This is a genomic window from Actinomadura sp. RB99, from assembly GCF_014706005.1.
GTDB lineage: Bacteria > Actinomycetota > Actinomycetes > Streptosporangiales > Streptosporangiaceae > Spirillospora.
Map to the genome: position 1 here is coordinate 1 of NZ_JABMCA010000107.1, position 24,198 is coordinate 24,198.

The following is a 24,198-nucleotide window of genomic DNA, read 5'->3' on the forward strand; positions in this document are numbered from 1 at the left end:
AGACCCGCAAGGACCTCTACCAGGCGCACCGTCTGATGACCCAGCGCGTGGCCCTGGCGCTCCTCCAGGGCCGCCCGAGCGCCGCGGAGTCCCCGCTGCGCCGCACCGGCGTCGGGACGCTGCCGACGGCGGCGCGGCGGGCGGCGCGATCAGCGCCATGCCCGCGGCGGCGCAGGCGGCGGCGAGGCCGAGCCCTCGCAGTCCTCGCACCATGTCGGTCTCCTGTCGCTGTCGGTGCGGTTCAGCGCCGCGGGCGGGGCCGCGGGCCGTGCTCCTGGACGGGCGGGGTCTGGTCCGCGCCGGGCAGCGCGGGCGGCGGGAGGGACGTGACGGCGGTGACCGCGTCGGCGAGGGGCTTCTTGGTGCCGGGCAGGTCCGGGGGCGCGCCCGGCCCGCCGGGCCGCCTCCCGAAGTCGAACGCGGACGTCAGGTCGCCGAACGCGGCGCGCCGCCAGTCGCTGATGTTCGGGATCTCCACGCCGGTGAGCCGCTCCAGGAACCGCAGCGGGGAGGTGTGGTCGAACGGCTCGCTGGCGATCCAGCCGCCGCGCGTCCACGGCGACACGATGACGCACGGCACGCGGAACCCCGCGCCGATCGGCACGCCGTCGACGAACTCGCCGTCGGTGCCGGGCGGCGGGGTCGGCGGCGGGACGTGGTCGAACAGCCCGTCGTTCTCGTCGTAGTTCAGGATGAAGACGGTCTTGGCCCACACGTCCGGGTTGGACGCGATCGCGTCGATCTTGGACGCGACGTAGTCGGCGCCCGCGGCGGGCGTGTAGTCCGGGTGCTCGGACTGGTAGCTCGTCGGGATGATCCACGACACCGTCGGCAGCCGGTCGTTCGCCGCGTCGTACTCGAACCGGCCCGCCGAGTACGTCCGCATCCCGTTCCGGTACAGCGGGGAGCTCGTCGGCGCGTCCTGGTAGGCGGCGAACGGCTCCAGGATGTTGCAGCCGTAGTTGTCCGCCTCCTGGTACACCCTCCACGTCACGCCCGCGTCGGTCAGCGCCTCCGGGTACGTGTCCCAGGTGTAGGGCTCCGGGGCGGCGTTGCCGGTGATCGGGCCGCCGTCGTCACCGTCGGGGTCGATGCTCGCGCTCATCAGGTACAGCCGGTTGGGCCAGGTCGGGCCGAGCACGGAGCAGTGGTAGCGGTCGCAGACGGTGAACTGCTCGGCGAGCGCGTAGTGGAACGGGATGTCCTCGCGCGTGTAGTAGCCCATGACGTACGGGGCGTTGTCGCCGTCGGCGGCGCGGTGCGCGGCCAGCCACCCGTCCATCCGCCCGTTGTTCCAGGCCGCGTGCTGGACGCTCCACGCGTGGCTGGTGGACGGGATGGCCTGCGCGCTGCTCCTCGCCGTGTCGAGGTGGAAGGGCAGCACGTAACCGGCCTCGTTGACGTCGTCGGGCTGGTAGAACACCGACCGGCCGGTGCCGAGCGTGATCGCGGCCGGGTCGGAGAACCCGGCCACCCCGGGCAGCGTCCCGAAGTAGTGGTCGAAGCTGCGGTTCTCCTGCATCAGGATCACCACGTGCTTGACGTCCTTCAGCCGCCCCGGCCCGCGCGCCGGCCGGGCGGCCAGCGCGCGGCGCACGTTCGGCGGCAGGAACTCGGCGGCGAACGCGGCGGCGGTGGCGGCGCCCGCCGCCGACAGCAGCCGCCGCCGCGTCAGGGGCACGTCCGGGCCGGCCGGGCGGCGGTCCCCACGCCGCTCACCAGTCAAGATCACTTCGCGAGCGTAACCCGCATGACCTGGGCCTCCACGGATCCGCCCGGCACTCGGCGAGCCGCCGGACCGGCGCGCCCGGCGGCCCTCCCCGGCGGCTCAGCCCGCCGGTCCCGCGCTCAGCGGGCGTAGACCTCCAGCGTCCACCTTCCGTCCGGCTTCACGCCCTTCATCGCCGTCGCCAGCGCGGCGTCATCGGTGCCGGGCACTTTGGCCACCTCGGCGGGCAGCACGGCCACCTCGACGGCGTCCGCCCCTCCCCTGGCCTCCGTGTCCCAGACGACACCCTTCGACTCGGCGGCCTCGCACTCGACGGCCTTCGCGCGGCCGGCGATCCGGAACACCGCGTGCGCCGCGCCGTCCACGCAGGTCACCCGGAGCCGCAGCGCCGTGGCGCGCTCCGTGAGCGGCACCCCGCGGACACGGCCGTCGGCGGCGCCCGTCGCCTGGCCCAGCCGCCGCAGCCCCGTCACCGGGGGCTGGGGGGCGGGGGCCACCCTCCGCATCAGCTTGCAGTTGGCCGATGTGCATGGCCCGCTGTAGACGCGGACGCTCCAGTTCCCCCGCTTCGGTTCGCGGCCCGCCAGGGACCGGTCGAGTTCGGCGGGGGCGTCCGTCAGGGTGAATCCCCGCGCCTCGTCCCTCGGAACGACCGCGATCTGGACGGTGGTCGGAACACCAGGAGTGGTGAGCATGTACTGCGCTCCTCCGCAGTCGGCGCTCGCCACGTCTCCGTCCACCACTTCGAAGCTGGTGGCGGTGTTCGAGCAGTAGGTCGTGAACCTCGTGTACGCCCCGGTCGGGGTGAACGTGATGTGCGCCAGCCGCCCGTACCAGGAGAACCGCCTCTCCGTCACCGGCTTCAGTCCCTCGACCGGACGGCTCTTGGGAAAGGCCCGGTTCACGGCGCCCGTGACCGCCGATTCCTGCTCCGGGGGACGCGGTGGCCCGCCGAGTCGCTGGACGACCCCGAAGACCGCCCCGGCCACCAGCAGCACGCCGAGGGCGCCGGCGGCGGCGCGGCACCGGTCGCCGCGCCGGACGCGGCGGCGGACGCCGTCCAGCAGGTCCGGCGAGGGGACGCCGCCGGCGCTCTCGGCCTCCATGACCTCCGTCAGGTCCTTCAGTTCGTAGGCCATGTCACTCCCCTCCCCGCGGCGCGGCGGCCAGGATGCCCGGATCGATGCGGAGCTTGGCGAGGGCCTTGCTGGTCTGGCTCTTCACGGTCCCGACCGAGCAGCCGAGGATCGCGGCGACCTGCGGCTCGGACAGGTCCTCGAAGAAGCGCAGGACCACCGTGGCGCGCTGCCGCTGCGGGAGCCGGCCGAGCGCGGCCCAGAGCACGGCCTTGTCCTCGGCGGCGCCGATGCCGTCGGCCGGGTCGGGCCCGTCCGGCGGCCGCTCCGTGGGCCGCTCGCCGCGCCAGCGCCGCTTCGCCCACGACGCGTGCGTGTTGACGAGGATCCGGTACACGTACGGATCGGGGTTGTCCCCGATCCGCCGCCACGCCCGCCACGCCTTGACCAGGGCCGTCTGCAGCAGGTCCTCCGCCTGCGCCCAGTCGCGGCACAGCAGATAGGCCGTCCTGAGCAGCCGCGGCGACCGCTCCGTCACGTACGCCGCGTAGTCCGGTCGCTCCCGCATCCGACCTCCCGGTAGATCCTCCTCCGACATCTACCGGCCGGCCCGCCGCGATGGTTGCCCGGCCGGACCATGATCCTTTTCGGCTAAGGTCGTGGCACGCCGTCCACCGCGCGAGGAACAGGAGCGCCGATGTCCTACCCCGAGCCCCGCTATTTCGGCGACGCCGGTGAGGTCAGCGCGACGCTGCGGGCGGGCGACGCCCCGCCGGACCTCCGCATGGGGCCGCTCGACGCGCAGGGCGTCCCCACCGGGACGCGGGTGCACTACCTCGGCACGGGCGGTTCCACCGGCGGGGCGTTCGGGCTGTACCGGGGGGAAATGGGTCCCCGGCCGTCGGGGCCGGACCCGCACTTCCACCGCACGATGACCGAGTCGTTCTACATCCTGTCCGGGACCGTCCGGCTGCACGACGGGACGGGCTGGCGGGACACCGCGCCGGGCGACTTCCTGTTCGTCCCCGAAGGCGGCGTGCACGGCTTCCGCAACGAGTCGGGCGAGCCGGCCTCGATGCTCCTGCTGTTCACGCCGGGCGCGCCGCGCGAGGGGTACTTCGAGGAACTCGCGGAGATCGCCGCGACCGGCCGCCGGCTCAGCGATGAGGAATGGACGGAGCTCTACCACCGCCACGACCAGTACATGGTGTGACGGGAGGGCGCCTACTTCCCGCTCTTGGTCCTCGCCTTGGCCTTTCCGCTCTTCTTCTTCGGCGCGGAGTCGGCCGCGACCGCCTTCTTGCCCTTCTTCGGCGCCTTCTCCGGCGCCTTGTCCGGGGTCTTCTTGGCGGCGGCCTTCTTGCCCTTCTTGGGCTTCTTCGTCCGGGCGGCGGCGCCGCCGGCGGGCACCGCGTCGGCCGGCACGGCCTCGGTGGACACGGCCTCGGTGGGCACGGCCTCGGCCGGCGCGGCGTCGGCGCTCTGGGCGACGCGGTTGCGGAAGGTCTGCCCGAACCGGAACGTCGGGACGAGCGCGGCGGGCACCTCCACGGGCGCCCCGGTGCGCGGGTTGCGGGCGCTGCGCGCCGGGCGGGAGGAGCGGTCGAACGCCCCGAAACCGGTGACGACGACGCGCTCCCCGGCGGACACCGCCTCCATCACCGCCTCGAACAGGGCGTCGACGTGCCGGCGCGCGACCGCCTCCTCGCCGCCCGCCCGCTCCGCCACGGCCTTGACCAACTCGCTGCGATTCATGCGCCCTGCCTCCATTGCGGCTTTCGTGCGCTCAGGCTAGCCCAGCGTGACCGCCGAAATCCCTGGATACGGCGGGATTTCCGGGCGAGGGGGCGGCCGGACGCGGCGGCGGGTCACGGTTGGTAGCGGTACCCCATGCCGGGTTCGGTGAGCAGGTGGCGGGGACGGGTCGGATCGGGCTCCAGCTTGCGGCGCAGCTGGGCCATGTACTGCCGCAGGTAGTGCGTCTCGCGGGTGTACGACGGGCCCCACACCTCGGTGAGCAGCTGGCCCTGGCTGATGAGCCTGCCGGGGTTGCGCAGCAGGATCTCCAGCAGGTGCCATTCGGTCGGGGTGAGCCGGACGGCGGCGCCGTCGGCCGCGGTGATGGTCTTGGCGGCGAGGTCGACGGTGTGCGCGCCGACGGCGGCGACGGGCGCGTCCTCGCCGGGCGCGGCGCGGCGGCCGACGGCGCGGATCCGGGCGATCAGCTCCTCGATGGTGAACGGCTTGGTGACGTAGTCGTCGGCGCCCGCCTCCAGCGCCTCGACCTTGTCCCGGCTGCCCGCGCGGCCGGACAGCACGATGATCGGGGTGCGGGTCCAGCCGCGCAGCCCGTGGATCACCTCCAGGCCCTCGACGTCGGGGAGCCCGAGGTCCAGGACGATCAGGTCGGGGTGCCAGTCGGCGGCGCGGCGCAGGGCGGTGGTGCCGTCCGCGGCGGTCTCCACCTCGTAGCGGCGGGCGCGTAGGTTGATGCGCAGCGCCCGCAGGATCTGCGGTTCGTCGTCGACCACCAGCACGCGCGTCATGGCGTTCCCTTCTCCCGGACGGGCAGGACGACGATCATCGTCAGCCCGCCGCCGGGGGTGTCCTCGGGGATCAGCTCCCCGCCCATCGCCTCGGTGAGGCCGCGCGCGAGGGCGAGGCCGAGCCCGACGCCGGCGTGGTTGTCGCGGTCGTCCAGCCGCTGGAACGGCTGGAAGACGCGGTCCCGGTCGGCGGCCGGGATGCCGGGGCCGCGGTCGGCGATCCGCAGCTCGACGCGGTCGCGCAGCGCCCCCGCCGTGATGAGGACGGGCGGGCCCGGCGGGTGGTAGCGCAGCGCGTTGGAGATCAGGTTGACCAGCACCCGCTCCAGCAGCGCCGGGTCCGCCTCGGCCTCGGGCAGGTCGCCGGGGATCGCGACGCGGACGTGCTCGGCGGCGGCGCCGATCTCGTCCAGGGCGCGCGGGACGACCTCGTCGAGCGCGAGCGGGCGGGCGGCCATGCCGAGGACGCCCGCCTGCAGCCGGCTCATGTCGAGGAGGTTGGCGACGAGCCGGTCCAGCCGGTCGAGGGACTCCCCCGCGGTGTCGGCGAGTTCGGCGCGCTCCTCTCCGGTCCAGTCGATCTCGGTGTTGCGCAGGCTCTCGACGGCGGCCTTGGCGGACGACAGCGGGGTGCGCAGGTCGTGGCTGACCGCGCTGAGCAGGGCGGTGCGCATCCGGTCGACGGCCTCCAGCGGGCGGGCGCGCTCGGCCTCGGCCTCCAGCCGGCGGCGCCGCAGCGCGGCGGCGGCCTGCGCGGCGAACGCCTCCAGGACGCGCCGGTCCCCGGCGGGCAGCGGGCGGCCGCGCAGCGCGAGCGCGAGGTCGTCGCCGACGGGGATCTCGGTGTCGCCCTCCTCGGGGGCGGTGCAGGGCCGCCCGCCCGCGGTCGCGGCGACCTGCCAGCGCGGCGGGTCGCCGGTGCGCTCCAGCAGCGTCACCGAGTCGAGCCCGAACGTCTCGCGGAGCCGGCCGAGCAGGACGTCGAGCTCGTGCTCGCCGCGCAGCACGTTCCCGGCGAGGGTGGACAGCACCTCGGCGTCGGCGCCGAACCGGGCGGCGTCCCGGGAGCGCCGCGCGGCGGTGTCCACCACCCCGCTGACGGCCGCCGCGACCAGCAGGAACACCGCGAGCGCGATCAGGTTCTCGTGCTGGGCGATGGTGAGGGTGTGCAGCGGCGGCGTGAAGTAGAAGTTCAGCAGCAGGGAGCCCGCCACGGCGGCCAGCAGCGCGGGCCACAGCCCGCCGGCGAGCGCGACCGCGACGACCGCGGCGAGGAAGAACATGATCTGGGAGGGCAGCGAGAACGAGCCGCGCAGCTCCGTGAGCGCGAAGGTGAGCAGCGGCAGGCCGAGGACGGCGAGCGCGTAGCCGGCGAGGCGGCGCCGCAGCGGCAGGTTCGGGCCGCCGTCCTTCGGCCGGCGCAGGCTCCGGTGCGCCTGCTCGTGGGTGACCATGTGCACGTCGATCGGGCCGGACAGCGCGGTGGTGGTGACGCCGACGCCGGGCAGCAGCGCCCGCGACAGGCGGCTGCGCCGCGACACGCCCATGACGAGCTGCGTGGCGTTCACCGCGCTCGCGAACTCCAGGAGCGCGCGCGGCACGTCGTCGCCGACGACCTGGTGGTAGGTGCCGCCGAGGCCCTCGACGAGGTCGCGCTGGCGGGCGAGCAGCGCCGGTCCCGCGCCGGCGAGGCCGTCGCCGCGGGTGACGTGGACGGCGAGCAGGTCGGCGCCCTTGGTGCGGTCGGCGATGCGGGCGGCGCGGCGGATGAGGGTGTCGCCCTCGGGCCCGCCGGTGAGCGCGACGACGACGCGCTCGCGGGCCTCCCACGTCCGGTCGATGCCGTGGTCGGCGCGGTACCGGTCGAGCTGCTCGTCGACCTTGCCCGCCAGCCAGAGCAGCGCCAGCTCGCGCAGCGCGGTGAGGTTGCCGACGCGGAAGTAGTTCGACAGCGCCGCGTCCACCTTCTCGGGCGCGTAGACGTTGCCGTGCGCCATCCGGCGGCGCAGCGCCTCCGGCGCCATGTCGACCAGCTCCACCTGGTCGGCGCGGCGGACCACCTCGTCGGGGAGCGTCTCGCGCTGCGCCACCCCGGTGATCTCCTCGACGACATCGTTGACCGACTCCAGGTGCTGGACGTTGACCGTGGTGATCACGTCGATGCCGGCGTCGAGGATCCGCTCGACGTCCTGCCAGCGCTTGGCGTCGCGGCTGCCCGGGACGTTGGTGTGCGCCAGCTCGTCGATCAGCGCGACCGCCGGGGCCCGGTCGATCACGGCCTGCGCGTCCAGCTCGGTGAAGCCCGCGCCGCGATGGGTCAGGGTGCGGCGCGGGACGATCTCCAGGCCGTCCAGCAGCGCGGCGGTGCGCGGCCGGCCGTGCGTCTCGACGTAGCCCACGACGACGTCGGTGCCGCGCTCCAGCCGCCGCCTGCCCTCGCAGAGCATCGCGTAGGTCTTGCCCACGCCGGGAGCCGCCCCGAGGTAGACGCGGAGCCGCCCCCTGCCCATGGCCTGCCTCCCCTTCTCGGCCCGGACCGTGGCCGCATCGTCGCGCGGCCGTGCGCCGGCGGCGGCGCGTCCGGCCCTGCCACCACGGTATTCGGACGGCACAGCGGTATTCGGACGGGAACGGCGTCTTGACGCGTTCCCTACGCCGCCGCCCCCGATCTTCACGCGTTCGACACGCCGCCGCGCCCGGCTCCGGCCAGGCGCGCCGCGCGCGGCCCCCGCGAGGGGTAGGCTCGCGGCACCGAGCCGGTGACGAGGCGTGAGGGAACCGTCCAGTGAGCGTGATCAACGTCGGCCAGTCCATCGTCCTCGGCGTCGTCGAGGGCCTCACCGAGTTCCTGCCGGTGTCCTCCACCGGGCACCTGAAGATCGCCGAAGGGCTCATGGACGTCCCGGTCGACGACAAGGGCGTCGTCGGGTTCACCGCCGTCATCCAGGTCGGCGCCATCGCCGCCGTCCTGGTCTACTTCTTCTCCGACATCGTCCGGATCGTCGGGGCCTGGTTCAAGGGCCTGGCGAACAAGGAGGAGCGGTACCACCACGACTACAAGTTCGCGTGGTGGGTCATCTTCGCCACCATCCCCGTCGTCATCGTCGGGGTCGCCGCCAAGCCGCTCATCGAGGGGCCGCTCGCCTCGCTGTGGGTGGTGGCCGGCTCGCTGATCGTCGGCAGCGTCGTGATGTGGCTCGCCGACCGGTACGGCCGCAACAAGCGCGGCGAGGACGACACCGGCTTCTGGGACGCGATGCTCGTCGGCTCCTCGCAGATCCTCGCGCTGCTGTTCCCCGGCTTCTCGCGGTCCGGCGCGACGATCTCGACGGGCCTGCTGCTGAACCTCGACCGCCTCGCCGCCACCCGCCTGTCGTTCTTCATGGGCATCCCCGCGCTGACCGGCGCCGGCCTGTACGAGCTGCCCGGCGCCCTCGGGTCCGGGGAGAGCGCGCTGCCGCTCGCGATCGGCACCGCGGTGTCGTTCGTCGTCGCCTACGCCTCGATCGCCTGGCTGCTGCGGTTCGTCGCGCGGCACACGTTCACCGCGTTCGTGGTGTACCGGGTCGCGGTCGGCCTGCTGCTGTTCGGGCTGCTCGGGGCCGGCACGCTGAACGGCTGACCGGCGCCCGCGGGGACGTTCCGGGACCGCGGCGGGGCGCCCGCCGCCCCGGCGGTGCCATGGGGCAGACTGGCACGGTCCGCACGGCCGGCTCGCGGACCGCGCGACCGACCGTGTCCCCATCCGCATACGGAGCGTTGCGCACCCATGACAGACCAGATGCAGGCCGGGACCGTCTCGATCACCGGCCACGAGGGCGCCGAGCTCGAGGCGTACCTGGCCCGCCCGCTCGGCGACCGGCCGCGCGGCGGCGTGGTCGTGATCCACCACCTGCCCGGCTACGACGAGGGCACCAAGCAGATCACCCGCACCTTCGCCGCGCGGGGCTACGCGGCGATCTGCCCGAACCTGTACTCGCGGGAGGGCAGGGACGTCGCGCCCGACGACCAGGCCGCCGCCGCCCGCGCGAAGGGCGGCGTGCCCGACGAGCAGCTCGTCGGGGACGTCGCCGGCGCCGCCGCGCACCTCAACGGCCTGGAGGGCGCCAACGGCAGGGTCGGCGTGATCGGGTACTGCTCGGGCGGGCGGCAGTCGTTCCTCGCGGCGGTGTCGCTGGACCTCGACGCCGCCGTGGACTGCTACGGCGCGTTCGTGGTGAAGGAGCCGCCGGCGGACTTCCCGCTGAAGGCCGCTCCGCTGATCTCGCGGGCCGCCGACCTGTCCTGCCCGCTGCTCGGGCTGTTCGGCGAGGACGACCAGTTCCCCGCGCCGGACGAGGTCGCCGAGCTGGACGCGGAGCTGACGCGGCTCGGCAAGGAGCACGAGTTCCACAGCTACCCGGGCGCCGGGCACGCGTTCTTCTCCGTCGAGCGGACCTCCTACCGGCCCGAGGCCGCCGTCGACGGCTGGAAGCGCATCTTCGACTTCTTCGGCCGGCACCTCGCGTCCTGAGGGAGGACACCCGCATGTGCACCTACCAGACCCACAAGGTCGAGCTGGCCGGGGCCGCCAAGGGCGCGTCCGGCTGGTTCACGCTGACGGACGGGGCGGTCTACGTCGACCACCCGTTCCACTCGACGAACGAGCACACGCTGAACATCGACTTCACGAACCCGTCCGAGGGGCCGTCCGCGCGGGTCGCGGTGGAGCTGACCGAGGAGGCGGCGCTCGCGCTCGTCGAGGCCATCCAGAAGGCCCTCGCCTCCGCCCCGCCCGGCATGGCCTCCGCCGCCGGGCGGCGCACCGCCTGAGCCCGCCCCGGGTCCCCCCGGGGCGGGCGCGCATCCGGCTCGGGGCGGCCCGGCCGGTCTATTTCAGGTTAAACCAGTAGGAATAGTTGCATAGTGCCGCCCCGGCGTGTTCTCATACCGGCATGCGCCTCCGGCCCCGCCTCGTCCGCCGCCGCCACGTGGACCTGCTCCGCGTCACGGCCGCGGGCTGTCCGGCCTGACGACCCGCCCGCGGCTCCGCCCCGCGGAGCCCGCCCGTCCCGTCCCCCAGGTCCGGCGCCCACCCCAGGGCACGAGCCGGCCGCTCGCCCGAGGAACACACCTTTCCCATGCTCAGAGAACCCCTGCCCGGAAGACCCCTCGTCCGGATCACCGCCGCCGCGGCCGGCCTCGCGCTCGCCGCGGCGGGGTGCGGGACGTCCGCGCGCGGCGACACCGGCACCGTCAAGATCGGCTACTTCCAGGGCGCGGTCGCCGGCCCCGAGGCGATCGTCGCCGCGAACGGCGACCTGGCGGGCAAGGTGCCCGCCAAGATCCGGCTGCAGCCGATCGACAGCGGCGTCGCCGGGATGGCGCAGCTGCGCGCGGGCGCGTTCCCGTTCGTCTCCGGCGTCGGGAACCCGCCGTTCACCGGCGCCTTCACCAGCGGGACCGACGTGAAGGCCGTCTACGTCGAGAGCATCGACGCCTCCGGCCTGGCCGTCAACGACAAGATCAAGGCGCCGGGCGACCTGCGGAAGGTCGGCGTGCTCGTCGGCTCCACGCTGGACTTCCAGCTGCGCGGCTGGCTGAAGTCGCAGGGCCTGACCTCGAAGGTGCAGATCGCGAGCTTCGCCAGCGAGGCCGCCGAGGCCGCCGCCTGGAAGGCCGGAAAGATCGACTCGGTCTACATCAGCCGGTCGTTCCTGCTGGAGCTGCAGAAGCACAAGGCCCGCGTCCTGGTCGGCTCCGCCGACATCGCCAAGCTCGGCTTCGCGGCCGTCAACATGCTCGCGGTGTCCTCGGCCTACGCCAAGCAGCACGCCGACGTGGTGCAGGCGCTCGTCTGCCAGATCTCCAAGGCGGAGACGCTCGTGAAGGGCCCGCAGGCCGACAAGTACATCACCCCGGCGTCGAAGTTCATCGGCGTCGCACCGGCGGACGCCATCGCCGCGACCAAGAGCTACCCCTACATCCCCGCGTCGGAGGAGACCGGGTGGCTCAAGGGGCCGGACGGGACGTCCGCGAGCGGCAGGCTCGCCCAGAACTTCAAGCTCACCGCGGACTTCCTCGTGACGCAGGGCCGGGCGAAGAGCGTCCCGGACACCGCGGAGATCGCCCGGCACATCGATCCGGCCTTCTGGGACAAGGCCCAGTCGGGAGGGTGCAAATGAGCACGACCGAGACCGAGGCGGCGGTCGCCGAGCCCGCCGCCGACGAGCCCACCGGGGTGCGGCTGCGCGACGTCCGCAAGACGTTCAGCCGGCGCCGCCGCCCCGGCCGTCCCGCGCTGGACGGCGTGACCCTCGACGTGCGGCCGGGCGAGTTCCTGTGCCTGCTCGGGCCGTCCGGCTGCGGGAAGTCGACGCTGCTGAACATCCTCGCCGGGTTCACCGCCGCCGACTCCGGCGAGGTGCTGGTCGGCGGCCGGCCCGTCACCGGGCCCGGCCACGACCGGGGCGTGCTGTTCCAGACGCCGAACCTCTTCCCGTGGCTGACGACCTGGCAGAACGTCCTGTACGGGCCGAAGGCGCGCGGCGCGCTGACCCCGCGGGTCCGCGAGGACGCCGAGCGGCTGCTGGAGACCGTCGGGCTCGCCGACGCCCGCGACGCCTACCCGCACGAGCTGTCCGGCGGCATGCGGCACCGGGCCGCGTTCGCCCGGGTGCTGGTCAACCGGCCCGGCGTGCTGCTGATGGACGAGCCGTTCGGCGCGCTGGACGCCATCACCCGCGCCGCCATGCAGCGCTTCCTGCTGGAGCTGTGGCAGCGGCACCGCACCACGATCGTCTTCGTCACGCACGACGTCGAGGAGGCGGCCCTGCTCGGCGACCGGGTCTGCGTGCTGTCGGCGCCGCCCGGCGGCACCAAGGACGTCATCGACATCGAACTGCCGCGCCCCCGCGCCTACGAGGACACCGAGACGCTCGCGTTCGTGAACGCCAAGCGGCGCATCAGGGAGGTGCTGGAGCGATGACGACGACGACCGAGGCACCGGCGGCGGCCGCCGCCGCGGCGGGCGCAGCGCCCGGACCGTCGCGGTCGTGGCGGCGGCTGTGGACCGGCGCCGGCGCGATCGCCCTCGCGCTGCTGGTCTGGGAGGTCGCCGCGCTGGTCATCGGCGACTCCGTGACGCTGCCGACCGTCACCGAGACCGCCCGGACGCTCGCCGAGTACCTCCGCAAGCCGTACCCGGAGGTGCAGGGCAAGACGCTGGTCGCGGACGCGCTGATCAGCACCGGGCGGATCCTCGCCGGGTTCCTGCTCGGCACGGCCGCCGGGCTGGTGCTCGGCGCGTCCATGGCCGGGGTCCGGGTGATCCGCGAGCTGGCCGACCCGCTCATCGCGATCATGCGCCCGCTGCCGCCGATCGCCTTCATCCCGCTGCTGGTGGTCTGGTTCGGGATCGGCGAGACCTCGAAGATCGCGCTGATCTTCTTCGGGGTGCTGCCGATCGTGACGGTCGCGACGCTCGGCGCGCTCGACGCCGTCCCGCCCGACCTGCTGAACGCCAGCCGCAGCCTCGGCGCCTCGCAGCTGCACACCATGCTGCACGTGCGGCTGCGCGCCGCCGTACCGGGCGTCATCACCGGGATGCGGATCGCGATGGGCGGCGCGTGGACCGCCATCATCGCCGCCGAGATGATCGCCGCCACCGGCGGCGTCGGCTACCTCATCCTGCAGGCCGGCAACTACCTCCAGACGCCGCTGATCTTCAGCGGGATCGCCGAGATCGCCGTGCTCGGCTTCGCCTTCGACGGCCTGCTGCGGCTGCTGCTGCGGCTCGCCGACCCCACCGTCCGCCGCTAGAAAGGGCCCGCATCATGACCGAATTCCGTCGCATCGGCGGCCGCATCGGCGCCGAGTACACCGGGGCCGACCCGAACGACCTGCCCTTCGAGGAGGTCAACGACGCGCTGCTCGCGCACAAGGTGCTGGTGTTCCGCGGCGCCGGCCTCGACGACGAGGGCCAGCTCCGCTTCGCCTCCCGGTTCGGGGAGCTGACCAGGGCGCACCCGACCGTCCCGTCCGTGGACGGGCAGCCCGACATCCTCCCGGTGAACGGCGAGGAGGGCATCCGGTCCAACAACTGGCACACCGACGTCACCTTCGTCCGGACGCCGCCGAAGCTCAGCACGCTGCGCGCCCTGGTCGTCCCGCCGTACGGCGGCAACACGCTCATCGCCAACTCCGCCGCCGCCTACCGCGACCTGCCGGACCAGCTGCGGGACTTCGCCGACCGGCTGTGGGCCGTGCACACCAACGACTACGACTACGCGGTGCCGCGCAGCAACACCGAGAAGGCGCTGGAGTACCGCAAGGTCTTCACCGCGCGCCGCTACCGGACCGCCCACCCGGTGGTGCGGGTGCACCCGGAGACGGGCGAGCGCGGCCTGTTCATCGGCGGGTTCGCGCAGGAGATCGTGGGGCTGTCCGGCACCGAGTCGCGGGACATCCTGCGGCTGCTGCAGCGGTACGTGACCCGTCCGGAGAACATCGTGCGGGTGGCGTGGAACCCCGGCGACCTCGTGCTGTTCGACAACCGCATCACCCAGCACTACGCGCCCGACGACTACGGCGACCTGCCGCGCGTGCTGCACCGCGTCACCGTCGCGGGCGACGTGCCCGTGGGCGTGGACGGCGGGTCCAGCCGCATCATCGAAGGCGACGACGCCGGGCACTACACCCCGGCCGCGGAGGCCGCCGCGGCGTAGCGCTCCCGGCCGGTCAGGCCCGGCGGTCCCGGACGGGACCGCCGGGCCTTTTCCGTAAGGCCGCCTGTACGCGCTCGGTTACATGCTGTTACCCCGAGGGAAGGTCGCTGCCTGTTGTAGTCGCCCTGAAGCTGTGAGTAACTGGTCACGGCCGACCACGCCATGATCCAGCGAGGGGAACGACGATGGACGACTGCAGCGTTGCCCGCCGACCCGGCCGCGGGACGGGCGGGCCGGCGCCCGAGGCAGGGGCGGAGGCCGGGCCCGACACCGCGCCCGACGCCGCGCCCGTGGCCGGGGCCGAGCGCGCGGCGGCCGAGCGGGTGAGCCGGCTGCTGTCCGGGCCGAGCGGCCTCGGCACGTCGGCGGCGCGCATCCTGGACGCACTCCGCACCGTCCCGCCCGCGACGGACGCGCCCTCTCCGGACGCGCTCCCTCTGGACACCCCCGTGGACGGCGCCCCGGCCCCGGCCGCGCCCGACACGAACACCCTGGACCCGAGCGCACTGGATCCGGGCGCACTGGACCCGGGCGTGCCGGAGGCCGCGCTCCCGGTCCTGCCGACGCTCCTGCCGAGCCCGACGCGCAAGGGCGGCCACTTCTCGCCGGGCTACGCCGAACGCGCGTGGGGCGACGGCTCCTTCCCGCCGCTGTACTGCCCGCTGACGGCCCGGATCGACGACGACCTGGCGCTCGTGGTCAACGACCGGCTCGTCGAGTGGGCCGACGAGGTCGGGATCTACGCCGACCAGCTCGGCAAGTTCCGCGACACGGGGTTCGGGCGGCTCGCGGTCCTCGCCCATCCCGAGACCGACGACGTCGACCCGCTGCTGCTCGCCGCCAAGATGAACGCCGCGTGGTGGGCGTGCGACGACTACTACGCCGACGAGAGCGACCTCGGCGCCATCCCCACCGAACTGCCGCCGCGGCTGGCGCTGGTGATGTCGGCGATGGACCCGCCGCCGGACGCGGGCAAGTACACCGACCAGGTCGAGGAGGCCGTGCGGTCCGACCCCGTCCTCGTCGCGCTGCGCTCCGCCACCGGCCACCTCAAGCGCCACGCCGGGCCGTCGCAGCTCATGCGCGTCCTCAACACCACGTTCCAGATGTACGTCAGCTGGACGGCGTACGCGGCGTGGCGGCATCTCGGCCAGTTGCCCCCGGTGTGGCGGTACCTCGCCGCGCGCCAGCACGACAGCTTCTACACGTCCATGACGCTGATCGACATCGTCGGCGGCTACCAGCTGGACGCGAACCTGTTCTACGAGCCCCGCGTGCACCGCGCGGTGATGCAGGCGGGTACCGCCTCGGTCATCGTCAACGACCTGCACTCGGTGGAGCGGGAGGCCGCCGACGACCTGCCCGACTGCAACGTGGTGCTGCTGATCGCCGAGGAGGAGGGCTGCTCCGTCGAGGAGGCGGTCCGGACGGCCGTGGCGATGCACAACGACTTCGTCCGCGGGTTCGAGGACAGCCAGCGGGAGCTGGCCTCGGTCCCGTCCGCCGAGCTGCAGCGGTTCCTGCTCGGCGTGCAGAGCTGGATGGCCGGCTGCCTGGAGTGGCACGGCGCGTCCGACCGCTACAAGTGACGACCCCCACCCCGATGACCCGAACCCCACGAAAGGATCACCGGACATGACCGCAACCCAGGACTCCCCGGTCCTCGGCAGCCTTTACCAGCACTCCGTCGCCGAGTACTGGAACGCCGAGCGCAACCCGGTCAACCTCCGGCTCGGCGAGGTGGACGGGATCTACCACCACCACTACGGCATCGGCCCGGTCGACTGGACGGTCCTCGACGGCCCGGCCGAGACCCGCGAGCAGCGGACCATCGCCGAGCTGCACCGGCTGGAGTGCGCCCAGGCCGACCTGCTCATGAGCCACCTCGGCCCGATCAAGCCGGCCGACCGGCTGATGGACGCCGGGTCCGGGCGCGGCGGGTCGAGCCTGGTGGCCCACGAGCGGTTCGGCTGCCGGGTCGACGGGGTGTCGATCTCGGAGTCGCAGGTCGCGTTCGCCAACGACCAGGCCGAGCGGCGCGGCGTCGCCGGCAAGGTCCGCTTCCACTTCAAGAACATGCTCGACACGGGCTTCGAGACCGGGGCGTTCCAGGCGATCTGGAACAACGAGAGCACCATGTACGTGGAGCTGGGCCTGCTGTTCGCCGAGCACGCCCGGCTGCTGAGGCGCGGCGGCCGGTACGTGACCATCACCGGCTGCTACAACGACGCCTACGGCCTGCCGTCGCGGGCCGTCAGCGAGATCAACGCGCACTACATCTGCGACATCCACCCGCGCAGCACCTACTTCCGGGAGATGGCGGCGAACCGGCTCGTCCCGGTGAGCGTCGTCGACCTCACCTCGGCGACGATCCCGTACTGGGAGCTGCGCGCGAAGTCGACGCTGGCGACCGGCATCGAGCAGGCGTTCCTGGACGCCTACAAGGGCGGCAGCTTCCAGTACCTGCTGATCGCCGCCGACCGGGTCTAGGCGGCCCGGCTCCGGGCGGCCGGGGCTGGGCGACCGGGTCCGGGCGGCCGGGGCTGGGCGACCGGGTCCGGGAAGGGCGTGCCGCGGCCCGCCGGTGGGAGGCACCGGCGGGCCGCGGGGTCCTGTTCCAGACGGTCCGGCGGGCGTCAGCTCGCCAGGAAGGTGCGGACGGAGTTCAGCACCACCGTGTCGGTGAGGTAGGTGAGGTGGTTCTCGCACGCCACGTAGTTGTTGGTGGCGCCGCTGAGCATGGTGCTGGTGTAGGGGTTGATGACGCCGTCGCACGGCGAGTACCAGGTGGCGTACTTGGTGTCGCCGGGCGTCTCGTCACCGGAGGCCAGCGTCTGGATGAACGACGAGCCGGGCGACATCTGCTGGCAGGTCGTGTAGATCAGGCAGGCGTAGGCGGCCGTGGTGCCGTGGTTGGCGCCCGCGAGGGAGGCGAGGTGCCTGACGTACTGCTGCCCCCCGAGCTCCTTGATGTACCACCAGCTGACGAGCCCGCCCATCGAGTGGTTCACGATGTCGACCTGCGACGAGCCGGTCTGCGCCCGCACCTGGTTCACGTAGGAGGCCAGGCTCGCGGCGTTGGTCTTGTTGTCGCCGTAGGAGTTGTAGTTGAACGCGAACATCTCGTTGCTGCTGTAGCCGGCCGCGGCGAACACCGCCTCCGCGGTGACCCAGTTGGACGCGTTTCCGGTGTAGCCGTGGACGAACACCACGGGCGTGTGCCCGGCCGCGTGCGCGGGCGCGCTCACGCCGACGACGGCACCGAGCACGGTGACCGCCGCGGTCAGGAGAGTGCCGAGAATCCGGCGCATCTGCTCCTCCTCGGGGGTGGGGGTGTTTCGTCACCGAGTGTCGGTGCCGTCGCCGGTCACCGCATCGGCGAAATCACCGGTCTCGCGCGTCCGGCGCCTGCTCGCGCTGGAACGTCGAGTAGAGCCACCAGAGCGACGGCAGGAGCAGCAGCGCGCCGACGCCGAGGGAGGCGAGGCTCGCGACGAGGACGGAACCGGTGGCCGCGGCCTCGTCCAGGTCGACGCCGGGCAGCAGGTGCGGGTACTGGCCGACGCCCCACCCCCACAGCAGGCCGACGACGGCGAGGGCGGCGGTGGCGCGGACGGCGACGTACGCGCGCCGCCACAGCAGGACCATCGACGCGAGCCCGGCCGCGATCGACACCACGAGCAGCGGCAGCCCGCGCCCGGAGGTCAGCCCGGTGAACAGCCGCGGCGCGTCGGCGTGCAGGACGGCGAGGCCGCCGCCCGACAGGACGCCGACCACCGCGCCGGCGGCCAGCGCCCGCCGCCGGAACCGCTCGGACAGCTCGGGGTGCCCGCCGCGCTCGGCGTCCCGGGTGAGGTAGACGGCGGCGAGGTAGGCGGCGACGCCGACCGCGAGGCCGCCGGTGATCAGCGAGGTCGGGTTGACCCAGCTGGTCACGAGGCCGCCCTTCGCCAGCCCCGGCGGGACGCGGAAGGAGGCGATCGCGCCGGCCACCGTGCCGAGGAAGAACGGCGTGACGAGCGAGGAGAACGCGAACGTGGCGCCGAACAGCCGCTGCTGCCACAGCGCCGTGCTGGCCTTGCGGAACGCGAACGCGGCGCCGCGCGCGATGATGCCGAGCGCGGCGAGCGTCAGCGGGATGTAGAGGGTGGAGGCGAGCGCCGCGAACACCGGCGGCAGGCCCGTCCAGGTGACGACCAGGACGAAGATCAGCCACACGTGGTTGGTCTCCCACACCGGGCCGATGGAGTGCTCGATCAGGGACCGCTGCGGCCGGCCGCGCTCGCTGCCGCCGGCGATCAGGTCCCAGACGCCGCCGCCGAAGTCGGCGCCGGCGAACAGCACGTAGGCGCTGAGGCCGATCCACAGCACGGCGAGGAGGATCTCGGCCGCCACGGGTCAGACCACCGTGAACCCGGTGACGTCCTGCTCCTGCGGCGCGATCGGCACGGGCGCGTCCCGGGCCAGGCGCCGCAGCACGTACACCGACGCGACCGTGAGCACGGCGTAGACGGCGCCGACCAGGGCGGCGCCCCAGACCAGGCCGGGCGCCGGGTTGACGGCGTCGGCCGTGCGCAGGACCCCGTACACGCTCCACGGCTGCCGTCCGACCTCCGTGACCGTCCACCCGGCTTCGAGGGCGCCGACGGCGGCGACGCCCGACACCGAGGTGGCGACCAGGAACCAGCGGGTGCGGGGCATGTCGCGGCGGCGCCACCAGTACAGGGCGAGCCAGAGCGCCAGCAGCAGCATCGCGGAACCGAGGCCGACCATCACCTCGAAACCCCAGTGCACGATGTTCACGGGCGGGCGGTCCGCGGGCGGCACCGAGTTCAGGCCGACGATCTCGGCGTCCGGGTCGGCGTGCGCCAGCAGCGACAGCCCGCGCGGGATCCCGATCCCGTAGCGCAGCTCGCCGTCGACCGCGACGCCGGCGATGTGCAGCGGGACGCCGCGCGCGGTCTCGAACACGCCCTCCATCGCGGCCAGCTTGATCGGCTGGTGGTCGGCGACGAACCGCGCCGACCAGTCGCCCACGACGATCTGCGGCAGCGCGACGGCGGCGGCGACGGTGAAGGGCAGCAGCAGGCCGAGCCGGTGGTAGCGGTCGCGGCGCCCGCGCAGCATCGCCACCGCGTACACCGACGCCATGCCGAACCCGGCGACCATGAACGCGGCGAGGATCATGTGGACGGTCTGCGACGGGAACGACGGGTTGAACATCGCCTGCCAGGGACGCACCTCCACGACGCGGCCGTTCTCGGTGCGGAACCCGACGGGCGCCTGCATCCACGCGTTCGCGGTCACCACGAAGAACGCGCTGAGCACGCCGGCGACGACGATCGGCACGCCGGACAGCAGGTGCTTCACCGGGCTCAGCCGGTCCCACGCGTACAGGTACACGCCGAGGAAGATCGCCTCGATGAAGAACGCGATGCCCTCCAGCGAGAACGGCAGCCCGATGACCTGCCCGTAGACGCCCATCATGCCGGGCCACAGCAGGCCCATCTCGAACGACAGGATCGTCCCGGACACCGCGCCGACGGCGAACAGCACGCCCATCGCGCGGCCCCACCGGCGCGCGAGCAGCCGGTAGTTCGCGTCGCCGGTGCGGTGGCCGCGCCACTCGGCGATCAAGGCGATGGCGGGCATGCCGACGCCGAGGCAGGCGAGCACGATGTGCCAGCCGAGCGAGACGGCCATCTGGGTCCGCGCGGCGACGAGGTCGCCCGGTGTCGCGGCGGCCGCCAGCTGCCCCGTCACGGTCACGTGCCGCTCCCCTCGGATGCCGTTCGCGCGGTGTCCGGCGGGGTCGTACCCGGGCGCCGCGGGGCGACGCGGCGGCCGGGACGATCATGGGCGGCCGTTGACCATTCCGGGTGTCAGCCCTGGTCGCGGCGGGCGCGGGCGCGGCGCTTGCCCTCGTGCATCGCCTGGACGCGGGCGATGGGGATGGTGTGGCCCTCCTCGACGAGGTCGGCGGGCAGGGGGCGCGCGGCGGGCATCAGCTCCGCCCAGGGGTCGCGGTCGGCGAGCAGCTCCGCCGCCGTCCGGATGGTGAAGGCGCGCGGGTCGGCGGCGTCGAGCTCGTCCCACGGGACGGGGAAGGACACCGTCGTGCCGGGCCTGATCCGGGGGCTGTAGGCGGCGGCGACGGTCGCGCCGCCCGCTCTGGTCGAGTCGAGGAACACCTTGCCGGCGCGGTCCTCGCGGATGAACGCCGTGGTGGCGAGGCCGGGGTCGAGGCGTTCGGCGCGGGCGGCGAGCGCGCGGGTCGCCGCCGCGGCGTCGTCGGCGGCGGTGCGGCCGTCGAGCGGGACGAACACGTGCACGCCCTTGGACCCGCTGGTCTTCACGGCGCCGTCGAGCCCGCAGTCGGCGAGCGCGCGCCGCACCAGGTGCGCGGCGCCGACCGCGGCGGAGAACGGGCCCCCGTCCGGCGGGTCGATGTCCATCACCAGGTGGGTGGGGCGACCGGGGTCGGCGGCGGTGGCGAGCGGCGGGTGGTACTCCACCGCGCGCTGGTTGGCGAACCACAGGAGGGTCCGGCGGTCGTCGCAGAGCGCGTAGGACACCTCCCGCCGCGACGTCTCGGCCCACACCGTGACCCGGCGCACCCAGGGCGGCGTGTACTTGGGGAGATTCTTCTGCATGAACGGCTTCTGGCCGCGCAGCACGCGGATGACGGACAGCGGGCGGCCCTCCAGCTTCGGGACGAGCAGCCCGGCGACGGCGTCGAGGTAGTCGACCAGATCGCGCTTGGTCGCGTCGGCGCCGTCGAACAGCGGCTGGTCGAGGTTGGTCAGCCGGACCCCGTCGCGCTCCTCTTCCGTGCTCACGCCCCCACCTTCGCACGCGCCTCCGACAGGCCGTTCGGGTAGCGTCGGAGCGTGTACATACCCGCACATTTCTCGGCCGGTGACGCCGAGGTCCGGGCGCTGCTCGACGGCTGCGGCGCGGCCGACCTCGTCACGAGCACGCCGCGCGGCCTCGTCGCCACGTTCCTTCCCGTCCTGTACGACCCGGACGCGGGCGAGCACGGCGCGCTGCTCGCGCACGTCGCCCGCAACAACGACCAGTGGAGCGCGCCCGCGCAGGGCGAGTCGCTGTTCATCGTGCACGGTCCCGACGCGTACGTGACGCCGTCGTGGTACGCGTCCAAGGCCGAGCACGGGCGGGTCGTGCCGACGTGGAACTACCTCACCGCGCACGTGTACGGGCGGCTGGTCGTCCACGACGACCCGGCGTGGCTGGAGTCGCTGGTGCGGCGGCTCACCGACAGGCACGAGGCGGGCCGTCCCGCCCCTTGGTCGGTGGACGACGCGCCGCCGGAGTACATCGCCGGGCAGCTGCGCGCGATCGTCGGGCTGGAGCTCGTCATCACCCGGATCGAGGCGAAGGCGAAGCTGAGCCAGAACCGGCCGGCGGCCGACCGGGACGGCGTCGCCGCCGGGTACCTCGCCGAGGGCGACCCGGCCATGGCCGAGGCCGTGCGCGCGGCCGCGAGGCCGGACGCGCCGGAGCGGTGAACGCCCGCACGGTCAGCCCGGTGCTCGTCGGCCGCGAGCGCGAGTCCGCCGCGCTCGACGCCGCCTTCCGCGACGCCCGCGCCGGGACTCCGTCGGCGGTGCTGCTCGGCGGGGAGGCCGGGGTCGGCAAGACCCGGCTGGTCGGCGAGTTCGGCGCGCGCGCCCGCGCGGAAGGTGCGCGGGTCCTGGTCGGCGGCTGCCTGGAGCTCGGCACCGAGGGGTTGCCGTTCGCGCCGTTCACCGCGGCGCTGCGCGGGCTCGTCCGCGACGTCGGCGTGGACGGGGTGCGCGGCCTGCTGCCCGCGGGCGCGGGCGACGGGCTGGGCCGGCTGCTGCCCGACTTCGGCGACGCCGACGCGGGCGCGTTCACCGGCGAGTCCCGGGCCCGGCTGTTCGAGCTGGTGCTGACGCTGCTGGAGCGGCTCGCGGCGTCCGGTCCGGTGGTGCTGGTCGTCGAGGACGCGCACTGGGCGGACGCCTCGACCCGCGACCTGCTGACGTTCCTCGTCCGCAACCTGGGCGCCGGGGACGCGCTGCTGATCGTCGTCACGTACCGGACCGACGAGCTGCACCGCGCGCATCCGCTGCGCCCGGTCCTCATCGAGCTGGAGCGCGTCGAGCACGTCGCCCGCGTCGAGGTCGGGCGGCTCGGCCGGGACGCGGTCGGCGAGCTGGTGCGCGGCATCCTCGGCGCGGACCCGCCGGCCGGCACGCTCGCGGACGTGTTCGAGCGCAGCGAGGGCAACCCGCTGTTCGTCGAGGCGCTGGTCGGGTCGGGCGCCGGCCGGGACCTGCCGGAGTCGCTGCGCGACCTGCTGCTCGGCGCCGTCCAGCGGCTGCCGGAGGACACCCAGGAGATCCTGCGGGTGGCGGCGGGCGGCGGCGCGCGGATCGAGCACGAGCTGCTCGCGGCGGTCGCCGGGCTGGACGAGCGGGAGCTGACCCGCGGGCTGCGGCCCGCCGTGGCGGCCAACACGCTGGTGGTGGACGGCGACGGCTACGCGTTCCGGCACGCGCTGATCCGCGAGGCGGTGCACGACGACCTGCTGCCCGGCGAGCGGACGCGGCTGCACGTCCGGTACGCGCGGGTGCTGGAGGAGCACCCGGAGCTGATGCCGGACCGGGCACGGGCGGTGACGCTGGCCCACCACTGGCACGCGGCGCACGACGTCGTCCGGGCGCTGACCGCGGCGTGGCGGGCCGTCGGGGAGACCCGGCGGGCGCTCGCCTACGCGGAGGCGCTGCGGATGGCGTCGCGGGTGCTCGGGCTGTGGGACCGGGTGCCGGACGCGGCGGAGCGCGTCGGCGTCCCGCACGTCCAGGTGATGGAGGAGGCCGTCACGCTGGCCGACCTCGCGGGCGAGCCGGACGTCGGGATCCGGCTGGCGACCGAGGCGCTGCGCGCGGGCGAGGCGGCCGGCGACCCGATGCGGGAGGCGCGGCTGTACGAGCTGCGCGGCATGCTGCGGCTGCGGGCGGGCAGCGACAAGGCGCCCGCGGACCTGCGGGAGGCGGCCCGGCTGGTGCCGGCCGACCCGCCGTCGGCCGAGCGGGCGCGGGTGCTCGCGACGCTCGCCACGAAGATCATCGGCCTGCACGGCACCCGCGCGGAGGCCCTGGACGCGGCGCGCGAGGCGCTGGAGGTCGCGCGGGCCGTCGGGGACACCGAGTCCGAGCTGTCGGTCGAGCTGAACCTGGCCTGGCTCGACCTGTTCGACCAGGACGACCCCGAGGCGTTCTTCGCCCGGATCGGGCGGGTCGCGGCGCGGGCGTCGCAGGTCCGCGCGTTCGAGCCGCTGCTGCGCGCGTTCACCAACCACTCCGACGTGCTGGAGATGTACGGGCGGCACGCGGAGGCCGCCGAGGTGGCCGCCGCGGGCGTCGCCCGGGCGGAGGAGTACGGGCTGGCCCGGTCGGCCGGCGCGTTCCTGTCGATCAACGTGGCGGAGCCGCTGGTGTCGCTCGGCCGCTGGGACGAGGCGCTCGACGTGATCGGGCGGACGCTCCCGCGGACGTCGGCGGGCGTCATCCGGGCGGGGCTGCACCACCTGGCGGGGGCGGTCGAGCTGGCCCGGGGCGACCTCGCCGCCGCCGAGCGGCACGCGGCGGAGCCGCCCGGGCTGATCGCGCGGGGCGCGGCGCGCCGCGCGCAGAACCTGTTCCCGGTGGCCCGGCTGAGCGCGCTGATCGCGCTCGCGCGGGACCGCCCGGCCGAGGCCCTGGACGCGCTCGACCCGATCCTCACCGACGTCGGCCTGCCCGACGAGTCCCGGTACGCGCTGCCGGGGCTGGTGGTCGCGGCCGCCGCCTGCGCGGAGCTGGGCGACACGGGCGCGCTGGCGAAGGTGCGGTCCCGCGTGGAGGGGCTGCGCGTCCACGGGCCGGTGCAGGAGGCGCACCGGCTGACGTTCGAGGCGGAGGCCGCGCGCGCCGAGGGCGTCCTGGACCAGGCGGCGTGGGACGCGGCGGCCGCGGCGTGGGACGCGGCGGCCGCGGCGTGGGACGCGCTGCACCAGCCGTACGGGACGGCGTGCGCGCTGGTCAGGGCCGGGGAGGCCGCGCTCGCGGCCGGGGACCGGGACCGCGCGGGCTCGGCGCTGCGGCGGGCCGCCA

22 protein-coding genes are annotated in these 24,198 nt (G+C 74.3%); 12 read left to right on the forward strand and 10 right to left on the reverse strand.

Features of this window, described 5'->3' with window-relative positions; genetic code table 11:
- Positions 1-241 precede the first annotated feature (241 nt).
- The 3 genes from amrb99_RS46025 to amrb99_RS46035 form a co-directional block, all read right to left on the reverse strand.
- Positions 242-1,732: an alkaline phosphatase family protein gene (locus amrb99_RS46025; RefSeq protein ID WP_347257145.1), complete on the reverse strand. Its 1,491-nt coding sequence runs from the start codon at positions 1,730-1,732 to the stop codon at positions 242-244.
- 116 nt (positions 1,733-1,848) lie between these two features.
- A complete protein-coding gene (locus amrb99_RS46030) occupies positions 1,849-2,868 on the reverse strand; it encodes a hypothetical protein (RefSeq protein WP_190868416.1) in 1,020 nt (339 codons plus the stop codon).
- Between the two features lies 1 nt (position 2,869).
- Positions 2,870-3,373 carry a SigE family RNA polymerase sigma factor gene (locus amrb99_RS46035; protein WP_190868417.1) on the reverse strand — a complete coding sequence of 168 codons (504 nt, stop codon included), beginning with the start codon at positions 3,371-3,373 and terminating at the stop codon, positions 2,870-2,872.
- 129 nt (positions 3,374-3,502) lie between these two features.
- On the opposite strand from amrb99_RS46035, the gene amrb99_RS46040 reads away from it, so the two are divergent.
- Positions 3,503-4,018, forward strand: a complete 516-nt coding sequence (locus tag amrb99_RS46040; protein WP_190868418.1) for a cupin domain-containing protein — start codon at positions 3,503-3,505, stop codon at positions 4,016-4,018.
- Between the two features lie 11 nt (positions 4,019-4,029).
- On the opposite strand, the gene amrb99_RS46045 is transcribed toward amrb99_RS46040, so the two are convergent.
- The 3 genes from amrb99_RS46045 to amrb99_RS46055 form a co-directional block, all read right to left on the reverse strand.
- On the reverse strand, positions 4,030-4,560 hold the full coding sequence (locus amrb99_RS46045; protein ID WP_190868419.1) for an HU family DNA-binding protein: 531 nt from the start codon (positions 4,558-4,560) through the stop codon (positions 4,030-4,032).
- 113 nt (positions 4,561-4,673) lie between these two features.
- The gene (locus tag amrb99_RS46050) at positions 4,674-5,351 is read right to left on the reverse strand and encodes a response regulator (RefSeq protein WP_190868420.1); all 678 of its coding nucleotides are present in this window, start codon (positions 5,349-5,351) and stop codon (positions 4,674-4,676) included.
- Positions 5,348-7,861, reverse strand: a complete 2,514-nt coding sequence (locus amrb99_RS46055) for a DUF4118 domain-containing protein (RefSeq protein WP_190868421.1) — start codon at positions 7,859-7,861, stop codon at positions 5,348-5,350. Before amrb99_RS46055 ends, amrb99_RS46050 begins: the two co-directional genes overlap by 4 nt.
- Before the next feature lie 275 nt (positions 7,862-8,136).
- On the opposite strand from amrb99_RS46055, the gene amrb99_RS46060 reads away from it, so the two are divergent.
- The 9 genes from amrb99_RS46060 (at position 8,137) to amrb99_RS46100 (ending at position 16,546) form a co-directional block, all read left to right on the forward strand.
- Positions 8,137-8,973, forward strand: coding sequence for an undecaprenyl-diphosphate phosphatase (locus amrb99_RS46060; RefSeq protein WP_190868422.1), 837 nt, complete (start codon positions 8,137-8,139; stop codon positions 8,971-8,973).
- Positions 8,974-9,120: 147 nt separating this feature from the next.
- A complete protein-coding gene (locus amrb99_RS46065; RefSeq protein WP_190868423.1) occupies positions 9,121-9,864 on the forward strand; it encodes a dienelactone hydrolase family protein in 744 nt (247 codons plus the stop codon).
- A gap of 14 nt (positions 9,865-9,878) precedes the next feature.
- Positions 9,879-10,163: a DUF6295 family protein gene (locus tag amrb99_RS46070; RefSeq protein ID WP_190868424.1), complete on the forward strand. Its 285-nt coding sequence runs from the start codon at positions 9,879-9,881 to the stop codon at positions 10,161-10,163.
- A 308-nt stretch (positions 10,164-10,471) separates the two neighbouring features.
- Positions 10,472-11,515 carry an ABC transporter substrate-binding protein gene (locus amrb99_RS46075; RefSeq protein WP_190868425.1) on the forward strand — a complete coding sequence of 348 codons (1,044 nt, stop codon included), beginning with the start codon at positions 10,472-10,474 and terminating at the stop codon, positions 11,513-11,515.
- Positions 11,512-12,318 carry an ABC transporter ATP-binding protein gene (locus amrb99_RS46080; protein WP_190868426.1) on the forward strand — a complete coding sequence of 269 codons (807 nt, stop codon included), beginning with the start codon at positions 11,512-11,514 and terminating at the stop codon, positions 12,316-12,318. The genes amrb99_RS46075 and amrb99_RS46080 overlap by 4 nt, the downstream gene beginning before the upstream one ends.
- The gene (locus amrb99_RS46085) at positions 12,315-13,151 is read left to right on the forward strand and encodes an ABC transporter permease (RefSeq protein WP_190868427.1); all 837 of its coding nucleotides are present in this window, start codon (positions 12,315-12,317) and stop codon (positions 13,149-13,151) included. The genes amrb99_RS46080 and amrb99_RS46085 overlap by 4 nt, the downstream gene beginning before the upstream one ends.
- A gap of 14 nt (positions 13,152-13,165) precedes the next feature.
- Complete coding sequence (locus amrb99_RS46090) at positions 13,166-14,056, forward strand: TauD/TfdA family dioxygenase (RefSeq protein ID WP_190868428.1); 891 nt, start codon at positions 13,166-13,168, stop codon at positions 14,054-14,056.
- Between the two features lie 185 nt (positions 14,057-14,241).
- Positions 14,242-15,645: a family 2 encapsulin nanocompartment cargo protein terpene cyclase gene (locus amrb99_RS46095; protein WP_206700374.1), complete on the forward strand. Its 1,404-nt coding sequence runs from the start codon at positions 14,242-14,244 to the stop codon at positions 15,643-15,645.
- A gap of 46 nt (positions 15,646-15,691) precedes the next feature.
- Positions 15,692-16,546, forward strand: coding sequence for a geranyl diphosphate 2-C-methyltransferase (locus tag amrb99_RS46100; protein ID WP_190868429.1), 855 nt, complete (start codon positions 15,692-15,694; stop codon positions 16,544-16,546).
- A 146-nt stretch (positions 16,547-16,692) separates the two neighbouring features.
- On the opposite strand, the gene amrb99_RS46105 is transcribed toward amrb99_RS46100, so the two are convergent.
- The 4 genes from amrb99_RS46105 to amrb99_RS46120 form a co-directional block, all read right to left on the reverse strand.
- Complete coding sequence (locus amrb99_RS46105) at positions 16,693-17,367, reverse strand: triacylglycerol lipase (protein WP_190868430.1); 675 nt, start codon at positions 17,365-17,367, stop codon at positions 16,693-16,695.
- A 73-nt stretch (positions 17,368-17,440) separates the two neighbouring features.
- Positions 17,441-18,451 carry a cytochrome d ubiquinol oxidase subunit II gene (locus tag amrb99_RS46110; RefSeq protein WP_190868431.1) on the reverse strand — a complete coding sequence of 337 codons (1,011 nt, stop codon included), beginning with the start codon at positions 18,449-18,451 and terminating at the stop codon, positions 17,441-17,443.
- A 3-nt stretch (positions 18,452-18,454) separates the two neighbouring features.
- Positions 18,455-19,825, reverse strand: coding sequence for a cytochrome ubiquinol oxidase subunit I (locus amrb99_RS46115; protein ID WP_347257146.1), 1,371 nt, complete (start codon positions 19,823-19,825; stop codon positions 18,455-18,457).
- Between the two features lie 113 nt (positions 19,826-19,938).
- A complete protein-coding gene (locus amrb99_RS46120) occupies positions 19,939-20,895 on the reverse strand; it encodes an ATP-dependent DNA ligase (RefSeq protein WP_190868432.1) in 957 nt (318 codons plus the stop codon).
- A 51-nt stretch (positions 20,896-20,946) separates the two neighbouring features.
- Here amrb99_RS46120 and amrb99_RS46125 point away from each other — a divergent pair, with 51 nt between their 5' ends.
- Entirely contained in the window at positions 20,947-21,585 is a 639-nt protein-coding gene (locus amrb99_RS46125) for an FMN-binding negative transcriptional regulator (protein WP_190868433.1), read from the forward strand.
- On the forward strand, positions 21,582-24,198 hold a 2,617-nt coding region (locus tag amrb99_RS46130; RefSeq protein WP_190868434.1), incomplete at its 3' end, for an AAA family ATPase. The genes amrb99_RS46125 and amrb99_RS46130, both read left to right, overlap by 4 nt.